10 protein-coding genes and 1 tRNA gene are annotated in these 17922 nt (G+C 55.2%); 9 read left to right on the top strand and 2 right to left on the bottom strand.

Annotation, left to right across the window (positions count from 1 at the left end; all coding sequences use genetic code 11):
• The first annotated feature begins 205 nt into the window (after nucleotides 1-205).
• The 3 genes from FIV00_RS22095 to FIV00_RS22085 all read left to right on the top strand — a co-directional run bounded on the left by FIV00_RS22095 (nucleotide 206) and on the right by FIV00_RS22085 (nucleotide 4784).
• The gene (locus FIV00_RS22095) at nucleotides 206-1609 is read left to right on the top strand and encodes a hypothetical protein (RefSeq protein ID WP_152502780.1); all 1404 of its coding nucleotides are present in this window, start codon (nucleotides 206-208) and stop codon (nucleotides 1607-1609) included.
• Nucleotides 1610-1617: 8 nt separating this feature from the next.
• Nucleotides 1618-4503 (top strand): FecR domain-containing protein, encoded by a 2886-nt coding sequence (locus FIV00_RS22090; RefSeq protein WP_152502779.1) that lies wholly within the window; start codon nucleotides 1618-1620, stop codon nucleotides 4501-4503.
• 205 nt (nucleotides 4504-4708) lie between these two features.
• Nucleotides 4709-4784, top strand: a tRNA-Phe gene (locus tag FIV00_RS22085).
• A 158-nt stretch (nucleotides 4785-4942) separates the two neighbouring features.
• On the opposite strand, the gene FIV00_RS30335 is transcribed toward FIV00_RS22085, so the two are convergent.
• A complete protein-coding gene (locus FIV00_RS30335; RefSeq protein ID WP_247649269.1) occupies nucleotides 4943-8653 on the bottom strand; it encodes a LamG-like jellyroll fold domain-containing protein in 3711 nt (1236 codons plus the stop codon).
• A 547-nt stretch (nucleotides 8654-9200) separates the two neighbouring features.
• The gene (locus FIV00_RS22060) at nucleotides 9201-10157 is read right to left on the bottom strand and encodes a LysR substrate-binding domain-containing protein (protein ID WP_152502778.1); all 957 of its coding nucleotides are present in this window, start codon (nucleotides 10155-10157) and stop codon (nucleotides 9201-9203) included.
• Between the two features lie 158 nt (nucleotides 10158-10315).
• Here FIV00_RS22060 and chvE point away from each other — a divergent pair, with 158 nt between their 5' ends.
• The 6 genes from chvE (at nucleotide 10316) to FIV00_RS22030 (ending at nucleotide 17902) form a co-directional block, all read left to right on the top strand.
• Nucleotides 10316-11380, top strand: coding sequence for a multiple monosaccharide ABC transporter substrate-binding protein (gene chvE, locus FIV00_RS22055; RefSeq protein ID WP_152502777.1), 1065 nt, complete (start codon nucleotides 10316-10318; stop codon nucleotides 11378-11380).
• Nucleotides 11381-11462: 82 nt separating this feature from the next.
• Nucleotides 11463-12977, top strand: coding sequence for a multiple monosaccharide ABC transporter ATP-binding protein (gene mmsA / locus FIV00_RS22050; RefSeq protein ID WP_152502776.1), 1515 nt, complete (start codon nucleotides 11463-11465; stop codon nucleotides 12975-12977).
• A 12-nt stretch (nucleotides 12978-12989) separates the two neighbouring features.
• Nucleotides 12990-14234 (top strand): multiple monosaccharide ABC transporter permease, encoded by a 1245-nt coding sequence (mmsB, locus tag FIV00_RS22045; RefSeq protein ID WP_152502775.1) that lies wholly within the window; start codon nucleotides 12990-12992, stop codon nucleotides 14232-14234.
• Nucleotides 14235-14237: 3 nt separating this feature from the next.
• Nucleotides 14238-15233 (top strand): AraD1 family protein, encoded by a 996-nt coding sequence (gene araD1 / locus FIV00_RS22040; protein ID WP_152502774.1) that lies wholly within the window; start codon nucleotides 14238-14240, stop codon nucleotides 15231-15233.
• A 3-nt stretch (nucleotides 15234-15236) separates the two neighbouring features.
• Nucleotides 15237-16979: an L-arabinonate dehydratase gene (gene araD, locus FIV00_RS22035; RefSeq protein WP_152502773.1), complete on the top strand. Its 1743-nt coding sequence runs from the start codon at nucleotides 15237-15239 to the stop codon at nucleotides 16977-16979.
• Nucleotides 16979-17902 carry a Gfo/Idh/MocA family protein gene (locus tag FIV00_RS22030; protein ID WP_152502772.1) on the top strand — a complete coding sequence of 308 codons (924 nt, stop codon included), beginning with the start codon at nucleotides 16979-16981 and terminating at the stop codon, nucleotides 17900-17902. The genes araD and FIV00_RS22030 overlap by 1 nt, the downstream gene beginning before the upstream one ends.
• Nucleotides 17903-17922 lie beyond the last annotated feature (20 nt).

The raw sequence follows: 17922 nt of genomic DNA, 5'->3' as shown, positions 1-17922 counted from the left end.
AAACTAAAAATTGAGCGCGCCGGAAACGGCGCGCTTTTTCTTTGTGCTACTTAAAGCGCGCAGTGTTGCATTGCGGTCATTGCCCAAAACCCCAGGGAATTCTAGTATATTCGCGCGTTTCGACGGGATTTCGAGGCAGTCGAATCTGAACTATTAATTTTTGTTGGTGAGCGTACTCCGCTGGTTTTTGGCAGGAGATGAGTATTTGGCAGGCGTAAGACACACGAGTTGCGTAAAGTTCTGCGCGCCCGTTCTGGGAGCGCTTGTCTTCGCGATTTTTGTCTTGCTTACAACCGGTTTGGCGCTTGCACAAACTGCTGCCGATGACGGCCAGACCCAGACTCAAACCCAGGCACCTGAAACGCTGGCCGCCCGTCAGCAAATGCTGCTTGAGGTCATGCTGGCATCGCCGGACGACCTTGATACAGCCTTTGAATATGCAATGGTTTCCTCGTTGCTCGGCGACTATGAGGCCGCCATTTCCACGCTCGAGCGCATGCTGATTTATGCGCCGGGTTTGCCGCGGGTACAGCTTGAGCTTGGGGTGCTGTATTTTCGGCTGGGTTCGAGGGAAACGGCGAAATTCTACTTTCAGGAAGCGATAAATTCGCCAAATGTTCCAGCTGAGGTGGAAGCCCGGGTCCAGGCCTACCTGACGACCATCTCAGATCAGGAAGACCCGGCCGATTTCCGGGCGGCGGTCGTCACCGGTGTTCGCTACCAGACGAATGCCAATGCAGCACCAGGCAGCCGCCGTGTGGACCTGAACGGTGGAACATTCCTTCTTGACGACACAGCAACAGGTCAGGCGGACACCAACGCCTTCCTGGCTGGGCGTGTTCAAGGATCATATGACCTTGGATTGCAGGGAGATCTTCTGGAGGCGGATCTGATTTTCTACAGCGCCCGTTACGCTGATATCGTTCGCCTCGACACAGCACTGGCGGAACTGACCCTTGGACCATCCATCAATCTGGAGCGGATCGATTGGGACAACAGCAGGCTGAGCCTGTATGCGGTCGCGGCTGGCGTTCGGCTGAACCATGCCAATTACAACGGCGCATTGGGTTTCGGCGCTCGCATTGTATCCGAAGTCACGCCGACGATGCTTTTGGATGCCAAGGCCGAATGGCGGCGCAGATGGTACAATGACACGGCTGAGTTTCCGACGGTTTCAGATAGGAATGGCTCCTTCTGGCGCCTGGCAGCAACCTTGTCCCGCAAGATGTCACCGGCGGTCACAGTGAGGGCGCTGTTGCTGGCTGATTTCGAAGAGACCAAACAGGAATGGACACAAAGCTGGGAGATGGGCGGGGGTATCGGCGCGACTGTTCAGTTCGCTTCGCCGATCGAAAAGCTGCGCCAACCCTGGTCCTTGGACCTGGAGGCAGGGTACATCTATCGGTCGTACGAGGGGCCAGATCCGTTGGTTGACCCGGTCTTGGCCCAGGAAGATCAGGAAGGCTGGCTCAGGGCAGGCCTGTCCGTTCCCCTTCGCAATGATTTTGCCATCGGTTTTACCGGTGAATTCCGCCGCCAGCATTCCAACTATGATCTTGCAACCTATTCCAACACGTCCGCGTTGATATCGCTGACGAAGACCTTCTAGAGACACCCATGGTCACACCCTTGAAGCATAAAGCAAAATCCATCGCTGATCGCCTGCCTTGTCTGGTAATGGCGTTGCTTGCTGTTGGAGTTGGGATCTCGTGTGCACAGGCTACTGAGGTCGGAGTTGCTGCCGCTGTCAATTCAGATGCCTTTGGCACACCACCGGGCGGTGCGCGAAGCACCAAGGTTCTGGGCGACAACGTCATCTACAATGAAAGGATCGAAACAAGCGGATCCGGGCTTGTTCAGGTTCTGCTGGTCGATGGGTCGACATTCACGGTTGGCGCCAATTCCAACCTTGTGATTGACGAATTTGTCTATGACCCGAATGCGGGGACCGGAAAGCTGGTATCTTCGTTCGGCAAGGGTGTGGCGCGTTTTGTCGGCGGCAAGCTCAGCAAGAAGCGCGGTGGCGTGACGGTAAAGACACCCGTTGGTACCATTGGCATCCGCGGCGGTATCGCCAATATCAATCTGGCCAGCAATCCGCCGGTCTTTTCTCTGCTTTTTGGCAAGGATCTCACTTTCACGTCTCCGAGTGGACAAAGATCCCGCATCCACCAGGCGGGTTACTCCATGGAGATCGGTTCCGGCGGGTCCACGCGGATCCGGCGCAGCACACAATCCGATCTTGGAAACGTGCAAACGGCATTGACCAACAGTCGTCAGCGTGGCGGCACTAGAAACTCGCCAACTGATGGTCAAATCGTCCAGTCTGGCCTATCCCGTGTAATCTCCGGTCTTCAGAATGTAGCCACAACACCCAGATCAAAACCGACTTCGGCGACCGGAAATAGAATAGAGCAAACTGTGAATGGATTGATCCAGACACAGATCCTGTCGCAGTCGCAGAACACCCAAAGCATCGAACAGGAAGAAAGCACCGTTACTACCGACCGCGCGCGGATCCTGCGCGCTGGCAATAAGTTCGGCAGTATAGCAGCGCTCAATCTTGCTCCCGGCACGCTTGGAGTTGTCGGTGGGACAAGTGGTTTCGATGAGGTGGTCATCTTTACACAGGACCCAGATACCAGCGGAAATTCCTATAGGCTCTGGAGCGGAACCGCAGACGGAACGTCCATTTATGTCTTTGATCCTGACACCAGCGTGAATGAGTTCTACACGCAATCGGTCAACTCAAATGGCGACGTCATCGAGAACTTCAGCACCAGCAATATTCCGGACGCACCGTCCCTTTCGGGCACGATTGTTCAAAATGCGCGTGGACAGCGCATTACTGGAGACGGTTTCGGCTTTTTTGCCCATTTCGTGGCAACCGAAGCCGGTTCGGATCCAACGTTTAATTATGGCGGGACAGACTATTTCTACGGTCTTTATGGGTCAGCGACCGACTTTGACAACTTCAACGGTTCCGACGCAGAAAAACTCCGAACCTATACACTTCACGGAGACATTCTGACTGCCTTTCAGTTGTCTTCGGAAGATAATTTCGGAAACATTCAGGCAGCGACGTCTCAAGCTCTGTTTCTCAATCCCTCCATTGCGGAAAATCTGGGAACAAGCTTCCTGAGTTCGGTGAAAAGCAGTGGTCTGAAGGTGTTGGAAGGCTCATCAGACACGCTTGAAGGTGCTAGGTATCTGGCTGCGTCTATGTATGTTTCCAGCGGAACCACTGCTCAAAAGTCTTTCGTCTCCCTAAGTCTCGGCGATATTGAAAACGAAGGCGGTACCTTGGTGCTGGGTGGTGAGCGCCGTGGTGGCCACCGAACCGATGCGGAAAACAGCGCCGGACTTTATGGCGGCTCGATAGAGAGCATAGAAGGGGGCACTGGCGGAACAATCTTCGGAAGCAACGCCGATTATTTGGTGCTCGGCCCCGGAAACCTGGAAGAGGATGGGACCCACACTGACGGCTATGTCCAGGTGCCCACCGGCATTCAGTCGACTGATCAACTGAGCGCCACGATGCATGTTGCCGAGTTGTCGAGCGAAGTGGATGTATCCACGCTGGACAGAACCAGCAAGACACTAACGGGACACGCGGCCGGCGTTCTTGAATCCAACGTCAACTATTCCGCAGGGGTCGACCCGGTCATATATGCCAGCAACTCACTGGGCGACTTCGAGATCAGCTTCGACAGTCAAAATGGCTCGCTCTATGCCACGCTGAAGGTAAAGGACGTCGCCAATCTGGATGACGAGGTCGACCGGTATCAATTCGCTTTTGGTGAGCAATCGGGTTCTGGTCAATCTGTCTACGTCGATGCGGATACGTTCGCGGCGATTGAAACCTCCGGCGGATCTGACAACACAATCCTGACCGACTCTGAGGTGTTCGTATCGCCAAAATCCGGAACGACACCAAACAATTACCTGATCTCAAACACCCTGGTTAATGGGGCGGATAATGCCCTGTTTGTCGACAAAACCAAATGCACCTGTGACTTTCTCGAATGGGGGTATTGGGGCAGCAAGATGGAAGCAGACGATGCCAGTCTTGCCGGTGGTGAAAGGTTCGACACATTTCATATGGGCACATGGGTTGCAGGTGATGTAACCAATTCCATCGACCTTCCGACCAGCGGAAGCGCAACATATGTGGGGCATGCTGTGGGCAGTGTTGCGGACGGCACGAGACAATACCTTGCTGCGGGTGATTTCAACATGTCGCTGGATTTCACCTATCGCACCGGAACCGCGACAATCAGCAATTTCGACAGCAGAACCATGAGTGCCACACTGTCGGAGACCAGTGTCACCAGCGGAAACCTGTTCGAAGGCACGCTTTCCGGAACCGGCGGCCTGTCTGGCGATATCAATACGTCTCTTGTAAGAGGACCCAATTCCAACCATCAGGGCGTCATTGGTGACTTTCATGCCACCCAGGGAAACTGGTCGGCAGCAGGCATTGTTGCAGGGGAGAAGCAATAGCGTCAGTGTGCGGTTTGCAGTCGTTGTTCTGCCGATGAAAAGTGTATGTTTTACAGAGGCTTGATTTGAAAATCACTTATCCCCAAAAGGCATGCCCGAAGGTGGCAAAAAACTTTGCCGTGGTGCTGGACAAGGTTTGAACGAGCCTCTATAAGGACCGGGCTTTCGACGAACGGGGTCCTGCTCCGATCAGTTAGTAAGGCGCGCCCAGATAGCTCAGTTGGTAGAGCAGCGGATTGAAAATCCGCGTGTCGGTGGTTCGATTCCGCCTCTGGGCACCACTCCCTTCTTTCCCAAGAATGTGAAATCCTTCCGATGTTCTAAAAATTTGAACGTCTGAGGCGGCGCATCCGTATCTTCGTTTCGGGCAACGAAAAACGCCCCTCCCAAGTTGGGAGGGGCGTCGTTGCATTGCCGGCCTCTTCTTCTTGTTGTTGTTCTACGCGAACAGGTCATCCCGGATCTGAAGGTCGCTCAACTGGTCGTCCAGGATCATGAAATCCGAAATAACACCGTCAAAATGGTTGTTGGCCCAACCTATTTCGCCCGCTGGGCTGCCCCAGCCATTGGAGCCGACCATCAGATATTCCTTGTTGCCGAGCCAGTCGGACTGGAAGTCTTCGTTACTCGCCACCTCAACACCATCAACAAACAGAAACGCTCCGTCATCGCCAAATTTGAAGGCAAAGTCGTGATCTTTTCCGGCCTCGACAACATCCTTGGCTTTCAGCCAGATCTCACTGTTCTCATTTTGGAAGCGGACTTTGACATCACCTCCATCCGTTACCCAGGCGGTCAGATGACCGCCGGTGCCGTTGCCCTTGGCATCCTTGGAAAAGAGAGCATCCCAACCTGATATGGAGTTCGCGTTGAACGAAAAGGCAATGGTTCCTTCTTCGAGCTCCATGTTCTTGTTGTGCGAAACCGCAATCTGCCCGTCTCTGCTTCCGTCAAGAGCAATGTCTCCCGCGATTGCAAAGACAGGGCTCATGCCTTGGGGGAGGGGCAGGTCGGCTTTGCCTGGGAGGTTGTCGGGCGGAGCGATCGGTCCTTTATCGGTGCCCATCTCGATCGGCTTGAGGGCTTCATCGAGATCTTCGATGGACCTGACGATGCCATAGGCGGGTTTGGCCGTTGTGGAGATGTCGGCCTTTGTGACGAGATCGCCGAAGACCTTGATGGTGCCCAGATCGTCATTGTTGTGCGCACCGCCGCCATTGCCCTGGTCTGAATAGACGCTGATCAGGGAATGATCGACCACACCGTCCCCATCGCTGTCGCCATAGGTGATGGAGCGGATCTTTGTGGTGTGGCCTTCAAGGACGATCCTGTCGCCTTCCGCCTTTGAGAAGTCGGCAATGACTTCATCGCCCAGCATATCGACCCAGTGGTCATGGATGTTGGCGTTTTCTCCTGCAACCCCGTGCCAGCGGATGGAACCGTCATCTTGTGTGTGCTCCTCGATGAAGCGCTTCTTGGCGTTGATGAGGGTCTGGAAGTAGAAGACGTCTGCTCCGGTTCCGCCGATCATGAGATCGTCCGCCGGGATCGGCTGGTCAGGATAGAGCTTGCCGTTGGTGAGTTCCTTGTACGGATCGCCTTCATCCCTGTCCGGGTCTTCCGCAACCGGACCCTCGCGTCCGTCGGAGCGGGAGATCAGAAGGTCGTTGCCGGCCCCACCATTGAGAATGTCCTCACCGTGGCCGCCATCCAGAACATCATTGCCGTCGCCGCCATTGAGCTCGTCATTGCCGTATCCGCCCTGGAGGATGTCGTTGCCGCCCTTGCCGTTGACGATGTCATTGCCAAGACCGGCGTCGATTGCGTCTGCGTCCTCGGTTCCCTCCAGCGTCTCTCCGGCATCGGTTCCGGTTTGTGTGGCAGCTGCAGCTGTCATCTCACCGTGATGGTTGAAGCCATAGGCCATGGCGAGGGCCTTGGCCTCGTCGGAACCGTGATGGAGCTGCTGGAAGGCGGGCATCAGGTCGTCCTGTGCCAGGGCTGCCAGTGCATCTGCTTCAAACGCGGCATCGACTTCACCGGCCAGGGCCGCCATGTCGGAACCTGCGATCTGTTCGTTGAAGACCATGACATTTGCGATGGTGCCCTTGAACTGCTGGTGAGCCGTCTGAGCATCATCCTTGCGCCAGGCACCTGACGCGCCGACCAGGAAGGCGCGTTCGTTCATGTCCATGCCCTGTTTGAACTCCGGCTCTGCTGCCCACAGCTTGCCGTTGACATAGACGTTGAGGCCATCCTCGCCGAAGGAAACGGCCAGGTGATAGTCCTTGTTGGCCGACAGCTGGAGGTCCGGGACCTTCAGGTGTTCTGTCTTGTCATCGGACTGCTGGCGGACAACCAGACGTCCGTTCTGGATCCAGACGGTGAGGTGTCCGCCATCGTCATAGCCGTTGCCGTCCTTGGAAAAGAGCGCCTTGGAACCGGAGACGGTCTCTGCATTGAACGTGAGCGCTATCGTGCCCGCCGCAAGGCTCAGACTGTCCGGATTGCCCGCATCAAGATAATCGCCCTTCTCACCGGAGAAGCTGTTGTCTCCTGCGATTGCAAAGACGGGGTTCATGCCCTGGGGGAGGGGCAGGTCGGCCTTGCCTGGGAGGTTGTCGGGCGGAGCGATCGGTCCTTTATCGGTGCCCATCTCGATCGGCTTGAGGGCTTCATCGAGATCTTCGATGGACCTGACGATGCCATAGGCGGGTTTGGCCGTTGTGGAGATGTCGGCCTTTGTGACGAGATCGCCGAAGACCTTGATGGTGCCCAGATCGTCATTGTTGTGCGCACCGCCGCCATTGCCCTGGTCTGAATAGACGCTGATCAGGGAATGATCGACCACACCGTCCCCATCGCTGTCGCCATAGGTGATGGAGCGGATCTTTGTCGTGTGGCCTTCAAGGACGATCCTGTCGCCTTCCGCCTTTGAGAAGTCGGCAATGACTTCATCGCCCAGCATATCGACCCAGTGGTCATGGATGTTGGCGTTTTCTCCTGCAACCCCGTGCCAGCGGATGGAACCGTCATCTTGTGTGTGCTCCTCGATGAAGCGCTTCTTGGCGTTGATGAGGGTCTGGAAGTAGAAGACGTCTGCTCCGGTTCCGCCGATCATGAGATCGTCCGCCGGGATCGGCTGGTCAGGATAGAGCTTGCCGTTGGTGAGTTCCTTGTACGGATCGCCTTCATCCCTGTCCGGGTCTTCCGCAACCGGACCCTCGCGTCCGTCGGAGCGGGAGATCAGAAGGTCGTTGCCGGCCCCACCATTGAGAATGTCCTCACCGTGGCCGCCATCCAGAACATCATTGCCGTCGCCGCCATTGAGCTCGTCATTGCCGTATCCGCCCTGGAGGATGTCGTTGCCGCCCTTGCCGTTGACGATGTCATTGCCAAGACCGGCGTCGATTGCGTCTGCGTCCTCGGTTCCCTCCAGCGTCTCTCCGGCATCGGTTCCGGTTTGTGCGGCAGCTGCAGCTGTCATCTCACCGTGATGGTTGAAGCCATAGGCCATGGCGAGGGCCTTGGCCTCGTCGGAACCGTGATGGAGCTGCTGGAAGGCGGGCATCAGGTCGTCCTGTGCCAGGGCCGCCATGTCGGAGCCCGCGATCTGTTCGTTGAAGACCATGACATTTGCGATGGTGCCCTTGAACTGCTGGTGAGCCGTCTGGGCATCATCCTTGCGCCAGGCACCTGACGCGCCGACCAGGAAGGCGCGTTCGTTCATGTCCATGCCCTGCTTGAACTCCGGCTCTGCTGCCCACAGCTTGCCGTTGACATAGACGTTGAGGCCATCCTCGCCGAAGGAAACGGCCAGGTGATAGTCCTTGTTGGCCGACAGCTGGAGGTCCGGGACCTTCAGGTATTCTGTCTTGTCATCGGACTGCTGACGGACAACCAGACGTCCGTTCTGGATCCAGACGGTGAGGTGTCCGCCATCGTCATAGCCGTTGCCGTCCTTGGAAAAGAGCGCCTTGGAACCGGAGACGGTCTCTGCATTGAACGTGAGTGCTATCGTGCCCGCCGCAAGGCTCAGACTGTCCGGATTGCCCGCATCAAGATAATCGCCCTTCTCACCGGAAAAAGTTCTGCTTTCTGACACTTCAAAGACTGGGGAACCGATATTGGAAACTGTGTTTGCGTGCACTAACCTGCCCTCCTGTTAGGCAAAACAAATCTGTTCGCCGACCGGACGGTCGGCGTTGAAATTCCTTGTGTCTAAGCGATTAAATTCAGCGGATTATTTTTATGGCTTTAATGTATTCGGGCTAATTGGGCGAAAAATGCGGTGAAATAAGGCGAAATATTTACAATAATTAGAAAATAATTGGATCAAAGTAACTTAAGTAATGATCGTATTTGCATAAGTTTTGATAATGCGTTGTAAATAATGCGAAATTTAGATTGAGCATCGATATTTAACTGCGCTGATTAAGCTGTTTTAGAAAGCGAAAGTACTTTGAAACGGGGTGGTGCTGTTGTATTTTGTATAAATCTTTTTTTGTAGAATTTTTGTTTTGAGCTTAGCTTTCGCGAAGCAAAAATGGTTGTGTTCCGGTTGTGAGGTCGGGGTGTTTTGGGCCACCAGTATTAAGGGATGTGCGAGGCGCTTCTGAACCAGAAGTAGGTTGCCGATTTGGTATGTCGGGCGACTGCTGCAGATCAACGATTCAGATCAAACAGCGCCGGAGTTCTCAGGGATACCTTTCTTGCCCGGTTACAGCCCGTAAAACCTCTCGGGCGACGATTTGGGCAGCTGGTGTCAAAACCTGGCCTTTTCGCATCAAGAATGAGTAGGTCTGAACGGACAGCGATACGCTGCATTCCAATATCGTCACCGTGCCAGGGGAGCCATCCGGCCGGGCGGCAAAGCTGTTTGCCACGGATCTCGCAACAGGAGCCACAGCGTTGGTCTGTTGCACGGTCGCCAGAGTGAACAGGAATGAGGATGTGGTCAGGACACGAGACGGCAAAGCCAGGCCTTTGTCGCGCAGCGCCTGTTCGGCGGTCGCTCTGATCGGCGAGCCGACCGGTGGGAGAACCCAGTCAAAACCAAGAAACGCCTCAAGCTCCAAGGGGAACTGACTGCGGGTGAGGGGATGCTCAATACGGCCGACCATGAGAGCCGGCTCGCGCAGCAGAGGTTTTTCCTCAAAGAGCGAAGGGTCCAGCTCTGAAGGTACACGGCTGAACGAAAAGTCCAGCCGACCATCTTCAAGCATCGGTGCAAGCGTGTTGCTGGGCCCGACCTCGACAGAAATGGAAATGTCGGGGTAACTGAGGCGTATGTGGCGCAGAGCCGGCAGAACATATTCAATTGCAGGCCCTGTGACCGAACCGATTGTCACATGGCCGCTCTGACCCGATTTGTGCTCGTCGATATCTCGACCAGCATCCGCGAATTCCTGAAGAATGCGGACACAGCGTTCCGCGAGTTTGCGGCCAACATCGGTCAACTCGATTCCGCGCCCCGAACGCACATAGATCTCTGCTTCGGCAATCCGTTCAACCTCGGCAATGAGACGAGAGGCGGCCGGTTGTGTCATGCCGAGTGCAATGGCGGCATCTGTAAGGCGCGACTGATTGGACAGCTCTGACAGCAGGCGCAAATGAGACATTTTCAAACCGCGCCGCAACAGATCCAGTGTCATTCGAAAGATCACTCCGATATATATCAATTTTGGTATGAAAGAATAACGAATAATAATTTGACGGTCATGTGATTTTTCTCACATCTACAAAGCCGGTCATTCGTTCTGGGGACCGAAACAGAGTGCGGTCGGCTGGCGTCCGACCCGGGAGGAGAAAGATGCATTTCATATCAAAGGCACTGGTCGCTGCAGCAGCTGCCGCTACCGTGATGTCCGGCGTCGCGCTGGCGCAGGACAAAGGGTCCATAGGCATCGCAATGCCGACCAAGTCTTCGGCGCGGTGGATTTCGGACGGAAATTCGATGGTCGAACAATTCACGAAGGCAGGCTATTCCGCTGACCTGCAATATGCTGAGGACGATATTCCGAACCAGTTGGCACAGATCGAAAACATGATCACCAAAGGTGTGGACGTGCTGGTGATTGCGGCGATCGACGGGACGACCCTGTCCAATGCCCTGGAAAATGCAGCTGCGACCGGTATCAAGGTTATCGCCTATGACCGCCTGATCCGCGACAGCGGTGATGTCGACTACTACGCAACATTCGACAACTTCAAGGTCGGCGTGCAGCAAGCGACGTCTCTTGTCGGCGGGCTGAAAGACCGCTTCGGCGATGGCCCCTACAATGTTGAACTCTTCGGCGGGTCACCGGACGACAACAATGCTTATTTCTTTTACGACGGCGCTATGTCCGTGCTGCAGCCACTGATCGATGACGGAACGGTTGTTATCCAGTCCGGCCAGATGGGCATGGACACGGTCGGAACCCTGCGTTGGGACGGTGCTGTCGCACAGGCCCGCATGGACAACTTGTTGTCCGCCCACTACACGGACACAACCCTGCATGGCGCACTGAGCCCTTATGACGGCTTGTCGATTGGTATTCTGTCGTCGCTGAAAGGTGTCGGCTACGGTTCCGGCGATCAGCAAATGCCAATCGTAACCGGACAGGATGCCGAAGTGCCTTCGGTGAAGTCCATTCTGGCAGGTGAGCAATACTCAACCGTTTTCAAGGACACCCGCGAACTTGCACGCGTGACAGTGGGCATGGTGGATGCACTGCTTGATGGCGGCGAGCCGGAAATCAACGACACCAAAACCTACGACAACGGTGTCAAGGTGGTGCCGTCCTATCTCCTGGAACCGGTCGCGGTCGATGCGGGCAATTGGGAAGATGTGCTGATCGGCAGCGGTTACTACACCGAAGACCAGATCAAATAATCACCTAAGGATACAGCAACCAAGTCGCCCGCGAGCTTGTGTTCGCGGGCGGGTTTGCCACGTAATTTGGAGACCGGAGGCGATGGCACTCCTTTCCATGCAAAATATCAGCAAGGCCTTTCCAGGTGTGAAGGCGCTTGACCAGGTCAGTCTCGACGTTCAGGCCGGTGAGATTCACGCTATCGTCGGGGAAAATGGTGCGGGCAAATCGACCCTGATGAAGGTTCTCTCAGGTGTATATCCCTATGGTCAGTATGACGGTGAGATCGTTTATAGCGGGCAGCCTGCCCGGTTCGGAGGGATCTCCGATAGTGAAAAACAAGGCATCATCATCATCCACCAGGAACTGGCTCTGGTGCCGGAGCTTTCCATCGCAGAAAACATCTTTCTCGGAAACGAATGCGCCTCCAGAGGCGTAATCGACTGGCGCCGGACAAACAGACGTACCGAGGAACTGCTCAAAAAAGTCGGTCTGAGCGAAGCCCCCACGACCAGGGTCGACAATATCGGTGTCGGCAAACAGCAACTGGTCGAGATTGCCAAGGCGCTATCCAAGGATGTGAAGCTGCTCATTCTGGATGAGCCGACGGCGGCACTTCAGGAAAATGACAGTCGCAAACTGCTCGATCTGATGATCGAGCTGAAGGCCCAGGGTGTGACGAGCATTATCATTTCACACAAGCTCAATGAAGTTCGATATGTCGCTGACAGCGTCACGGTCATCCGGGATGGCCAGACGGTTTCAAATCTGGATGCAGCGGCGGGCCTCAGCGAGGACGAGATCGTTCGGGACATGGTTGGGCGGGACATGACACATCGGTTTCCGGATCACAACCGGACGCCCGGACAACGCCTTTTCGAAGTTAAGAACTGGAACGTCTGGCATCCCGAACATGCCGAACGACAGATTATCAAGAACGCTTCGTTCAATGTTCGGGCCGGCGAAGTGGTCGGGATTGCCGGCCTGATGGGCTCTGGTCGCACAGAGCTTGCCATGTCGATTTTCGGCCGGTCCTATGGCCGCAATATTTCAGGATCTGTCGAGTTACATGGCAACGAGATTGACGTCAGTTCGGTCGACCGTGCCATTGCAGCGGGTGTCTCTTATGTCACGGAAGATCGAAAAGCGTTGGGTCTTGTGCTGGATGAAACGATCCGTTTCAACACAACGCTTGCTAATCTGAAGGGCGTGTCCACCGGATCCATCCTGAAGCGCAACGAGGAAACCGGTGTTGCTGAAAAGTACCGCGAAGTTCTGGCGATCCGTACACCGTCTGTCTTTCAAAAAACGGTCAATTTGTCAGGGGGCAATCAGCAGAAGGTGGTTCTGGCGAAGTGGCTCTTCACTTCGCCTGAAGTTCTGATCCTTGATGAACCGACACGAGGCATAGACGTCGGTGCAAAATACGAGATCTACACGATCATCAACGACCTCGCCGCGGACGGGAAGGGCGTGATCATGATCTCGTCTGAAATGCCTGAACTGCTCGGAATGTGCGATCGAATTTACGTCATGAATGAAGGGGCTCTGGTGGGCGAACTTAACGCCGGCCAGGCAAGCCAGGAGCGAATCATGTCGCTCATTGTCAACGAATAGCGAGCAATACCTATGGATCTGGCAAAGAACGATAGCCAATCGAAAACGACGGTGGAAACCAAGGGCATCGGCGAATACCTGTCTTCTCATCTCAGACAATATGGTCTGCTGTTCGCGCTGATCGCCGTGATGGTGTTCTTTCAGATCGTTACGGACGGCACATTGCTGCGCGCAGTGAACATCACCAACCTGCTGCTGCAGAACTCCTACATCATCATTATGGCGCTCGGCATGCTGGTCGTGATCGTGTCCGGCAATATCGATCTTTCGGTGGGGTCTGTCATGGGGTTCATCGGTGCTCTTGCAGCCGTGATGATCGTCAACTTTGAGCAGCCCATTTTCCTTACTATTCTGACGTGTCTTGTCGCTGGCGGCCTCATTGGTGCGGCTCAAGGCTACTGGGTTGCCTATTGGAAGATTCCGTCCTTTATCGTCACACTTGCAGGAATGTTGGTTTTTCGGGGACTTTCGCTCTGGCTTTTGCAGGGGCAGTCGGTCGGACCGTTTCCCAAGGAATTCCAAATCATCGCAACCGGGTTTGTCCCTGACATCTTTCCGGCCGCACTTGGTCAGGGGTTGGCTGATCTCTTCGGAGCCCGGCAGGTCAATGTACTGGCACTCACCACCGGACTTGTCGCTGCAGCTCTCGTCGTTTGGCTTGGTCTGCGGCAACGAGCACAGAACAAGATTTATGGCATTGAAGATGAGCCCAAGAGTTTCTTCATTGCGCGGAATGTGATCGTCGCGGCGGCGCTCATTTTCGTGATGTATAAACTGTCCCTGTTCCGGGGGCTGCCCAACGTCTTGATCACGATGGGTGTTTTGACGATCATCTATGCCTTCATCACAGAAACCACCACTGTGGGCCGGCGTATCTATGCGCTCGGAGGCAATCAGAAAGCTGCCAAACTGTCCGGTATCAAGACCGAACGGCTTACCTTTCTGGCCTTTACCAACATGGGTGTACTGGCGGCAGCTGCAGGTTTGGTATTTGCCGCGCGGCTCAACACGGCAACACCCAAGGCAGGTTTTGCGCTGGAACTGGATGTGATTGCAGCTGTCTTTATCGGCGGTGCATCGATGTCAGGCGGCGTCGGCACCATTGTCGGCGCAGTGGTCGGCGCTTTTCTGATGGGTGTACTCAACAACGGCATGTCGATCATGGGGATCGGGATTGATTATCAGCAGATGATCAAGGGCCTCGTGCTGCTCGCTGCCGTCATCTTCGATGTCTACAACAAAAACAAGCAGGGATAGGTGATGCTGATTTCGCAAATTAGGGACGATTCAGGTGAAATCGCCGTTGTCGTCCGAAACGGCAGCGAAGCCTCGATCCTGAAAGGCGTGTCTTCAAGTTACGATCTGGTGAAAGAGGCAATTGGTCGTGAGCAGAGCCTGACTGCGTGCATCAGGTCACATGAACTGGGTTCTGCTGTCGACCTTGAAAAGCTTGCCGAAGAAAACCGGTTGCTGCTGCCGATCCATCATCCGGACGCTGCGCACATGCATCTGACCGGCACGGGTTTGACGCATCTTGGCTCTGCCTCAACCCGGGATGCCATGCACAACAAGGCGAAAGCGGATCCCGACACTCTTACAGATTCCATGAAAATGTTTCACATGGGACTGGAAGCTGGACGGCCAACGCCTGGCAATGTGGGTGTTCAACCCGAGTGGTTCTACAAGGGCAATGGCAGTGCAGCTGTCGCACCGGGGGACGATCTGATCAGCCCCGGCTTCAGCGAGGATGGAGGTGAGGAACCGGAAATCGCCGGCATTTATGTCATTGCAGATGACGGCACGCCTTACCGGGTCGGTTTTGCGCTCGCGAACGAATTCTCTGACCACGTCATGGAGCGGCAGAACTACCTTTATCTGGCGCACTCCAAACTGCGGCCCGCGTCCTTCGGTCCGGAGTTGCTGGTCGGGCCTTTGCCGGAAACTGTTCAGGGGACGAGCCGGATTTTGCGCAATGGCAGTGTCCTTTGGGAAAAGCCGTTCTTGTCAGGCGAGGCGAACATGTCTCACACGTTGGCCAATCTGGAACATCATCACTTCAAATACGAGCTGTTTTGTCAGCCTGGTGATGTTCATGTGCACATGTTCGGCACAGCAACGCTTTCATTTGCCGATGGTGTTTCATGCAAGGAAGGCGACGAGGTTGAGATTTCAGCGCCAGGCTTTGGTGTTCCACTCAAAAACCGTCTTGCCTTTCGCGCAGATGAAAATGCGGCCACGCTCGTGAAAGTTCTCTAGTCAATGGTTTTCCAACCCGCAAAGTGGCCGCGCAAATTACGTTCGGCCGAATGGTTCGGTGGCACGAGCCGTGATCATATCTATCACCGCAGCTGGATGAAAAATCAGGGCCTGCCTGATGACCTTTTCGATGGTCGTCCGGTGATTGGCATCTGCAATACCTGGTCGCAATTGACACCCTGCAACGCGCATTTGCGGGACCTGGCAGAACGGGTCAAACACGGGATCTACGAAGCAGGTGGGTTTCCCGTCGAATTTCCTGTCTTTTCGACAGGCGAAAGCACGTTGAGGCCAACGGCCATGATGTTTCGCAATCTGGCCAGTATGGACGTTGAAGAGGCTATCCGTGGTGCGCCCCTGGACGGGGTTGTCCTGCTTGTGGGATGCGACAAGACTACGCCGTCACTGATGATGGGGGCAGCGTCCGTTGATTTGCCCGCCATTGTTGTCACTGGTGGCCCCATGCTGAACGGCTGGTTCCAGGGAGAACGCGTCGGATCCGGAACGCATTTGTGGAAGTTTTCAGAAGCGGTCAAAGCCGGTGAGATGACTTCGGAAGAATTTCTGGAGGCGGAAACGGCCATGAGCCGGTCACCTGGAACATGCAACACCATGGGAACGGCATCGTCCATGGCCTCCATGGCTGAAGCCCTTGGTATGGCATTGTCCGGGAATGCTGCGATCCCTGCAGTTGACAGTCGCCGCCGGGTGATGGCGCATTTGTCCGGGCGCAGGATCGTGCAAATGGTCAAAGATGACCTGAAACCGTCGGACATTCTGACGCGTGAAGCATTTGAAAACGCCATCCGTACAAATGGCGCAATAGGCGGATCAACCAACGCTGTGATCCACCTGCTTGCCATTGCAGGGCGTGTCGGGCTGGATTTGTCGCTGGAGGACTGGGACCGCTTCGGCAAGGACATTCCGACAATCGTCAACCTGATGCCGTCCGGCAAATACCTGATGGAAGAGTTTTTCTATGCAGGCGGTCTACCCGTCGTCCTCAAGCGTCTTGGGGACGCGGACCTGCTCAACAAGGATGCGATCACAGTTGCCGGCGAACCGATTTGGAACCAGGTGAAAAACGCCCGAAACTGGAATGAAGACGTCATCCTGCCAGTTGACCGCGCCCTTACATCGCAAGGCGGCATTGCCGTTCTGAAAGGCAACCTGGCCCCAAGCGGAGCGGTCCTGAAACCTTCCGCAGCATCTCCGCACCTGATGCAGCACAGAGGCAGGGCCGTGGTGTTTGAAGATATCGATGACTACAAGGCAAAGATAAACGACGAAGCTCTCGACATCGATGAAACCTGCATCATGGTTCTCAAGAACTGTGGTCCGAAGGGATATCCCGGCATGTCCGAGGTTGGCAATATGGGGCTCCCACCCAAGGTTTTGAAAAAAGGGATCACGGATATGGTGCGCATATCCGATGCTCGTATGTCCGGGACAGCATATGGAACCGTCGTGTTGCACACATCGCCCGAGGCTGCCGCCGGAGGCCCGCTTGCCGTCGTGCGCTCGGGAGATATGATCGAACTGGATGTTCCAAAACGCCGATTGCATCTGGACATATCCGAGGTTGAGCTAGTAGACAGGTTGGCCGCTTGGACGCCGTCGCATCATGTTCCGGAAAGTGGCTACGCTCGCCTGTTTCATGACCATGTCGAAGGGGCTGATACAGGCGCTGACTTTGATTTTCTGAAGGGGTGCCGCGGTTCCGCGGTGCCGAAGGACTCCCACTAATGGCAGAAAAACTGGCGCTGGTTGGCATAGGCAAGATTGCTCGGGATCAGCACATTCCGTCAATTGAAAGCAACCCGGACTGGTCGCTGCAGGCCGCAGTCAGCAGACATGCCTCGATTGACGGCCTAGATCACTATGAAGCTCTTGACGAGCTTCTTGATAGCAGGCCCGACATCACCACGATCTCCCTGGCCATTCCACCTCAGCCCCGTTTTGAATATGCGGCTCAGGCGCTGAAGGCAGGCAAGAACGTGATGCTGGAAAAGCCGCCGGGGCAAAGCCTTGCAGAGTGCTATACGCTTGAGAACCTGGCAAAGGAACATGGTGTTTCGATTTTCGCGACTTGGCACTCACGCTACGCCGATTGCGTGCCTGACCTGAAATCATGGCTGTCCAGCCGCGTCATCCGAAAACTGCTGATCACCTGGAAAGAAGATGTCCGTCGCTGGCATCCTGGTCAGGAGTGGATCTGGGAGCCAGGTGGCATGGGTGTCTTTGATCCGGGCATCAATGCTCTGTCGATCCTGACTGAAATTTTGCCGTATCCGGTTCATTTGTCCGAGGCCACGCTTGAGTTTCCGGAAAACAGGTCGACACCGATCGCAGCGGACCTGACCTTCGTTGATCCCACGGGTGCGGACATGAGCGCGGTTTTTGACTGGAGAGAAGACGGACCGCAGAATTGGGATATCGATGTGGAAACCGATCAGGGCCGTGCAAGGCTTTCAGAAGGCGGTGCGAAGCTTGAAATTGACGGTACCCTGGTGAAACAAGGTGCAGACCACGAATATGCCAATCTTTATGCCCGCATGGCAGAGCTGGTCAAACACGGTAAAAGCGACATGGATCTTTCGCCTATGATCCATGTCTGCGACGCGTTCTCATTGGGCCGCAGGCTCACCACCGACGCCTTTCATTATTGATCAGTTACAAAACCAAAAGG

It is taken from the genome of Labrenzia sp. THAF82 (genome assembly GCF_009363435.1).
In the GTDB taxonomy this organism is placed as follows: domain Bacteria; phylum Pseudomonadota; class Alphaproteobacteria; order Rhizobiales; family Stappiaceae; genus Roseibium; species Roseibium porphyridii.
This window is presented reverse-complemented; position numbering and strand designations above follow the sequence as displayed.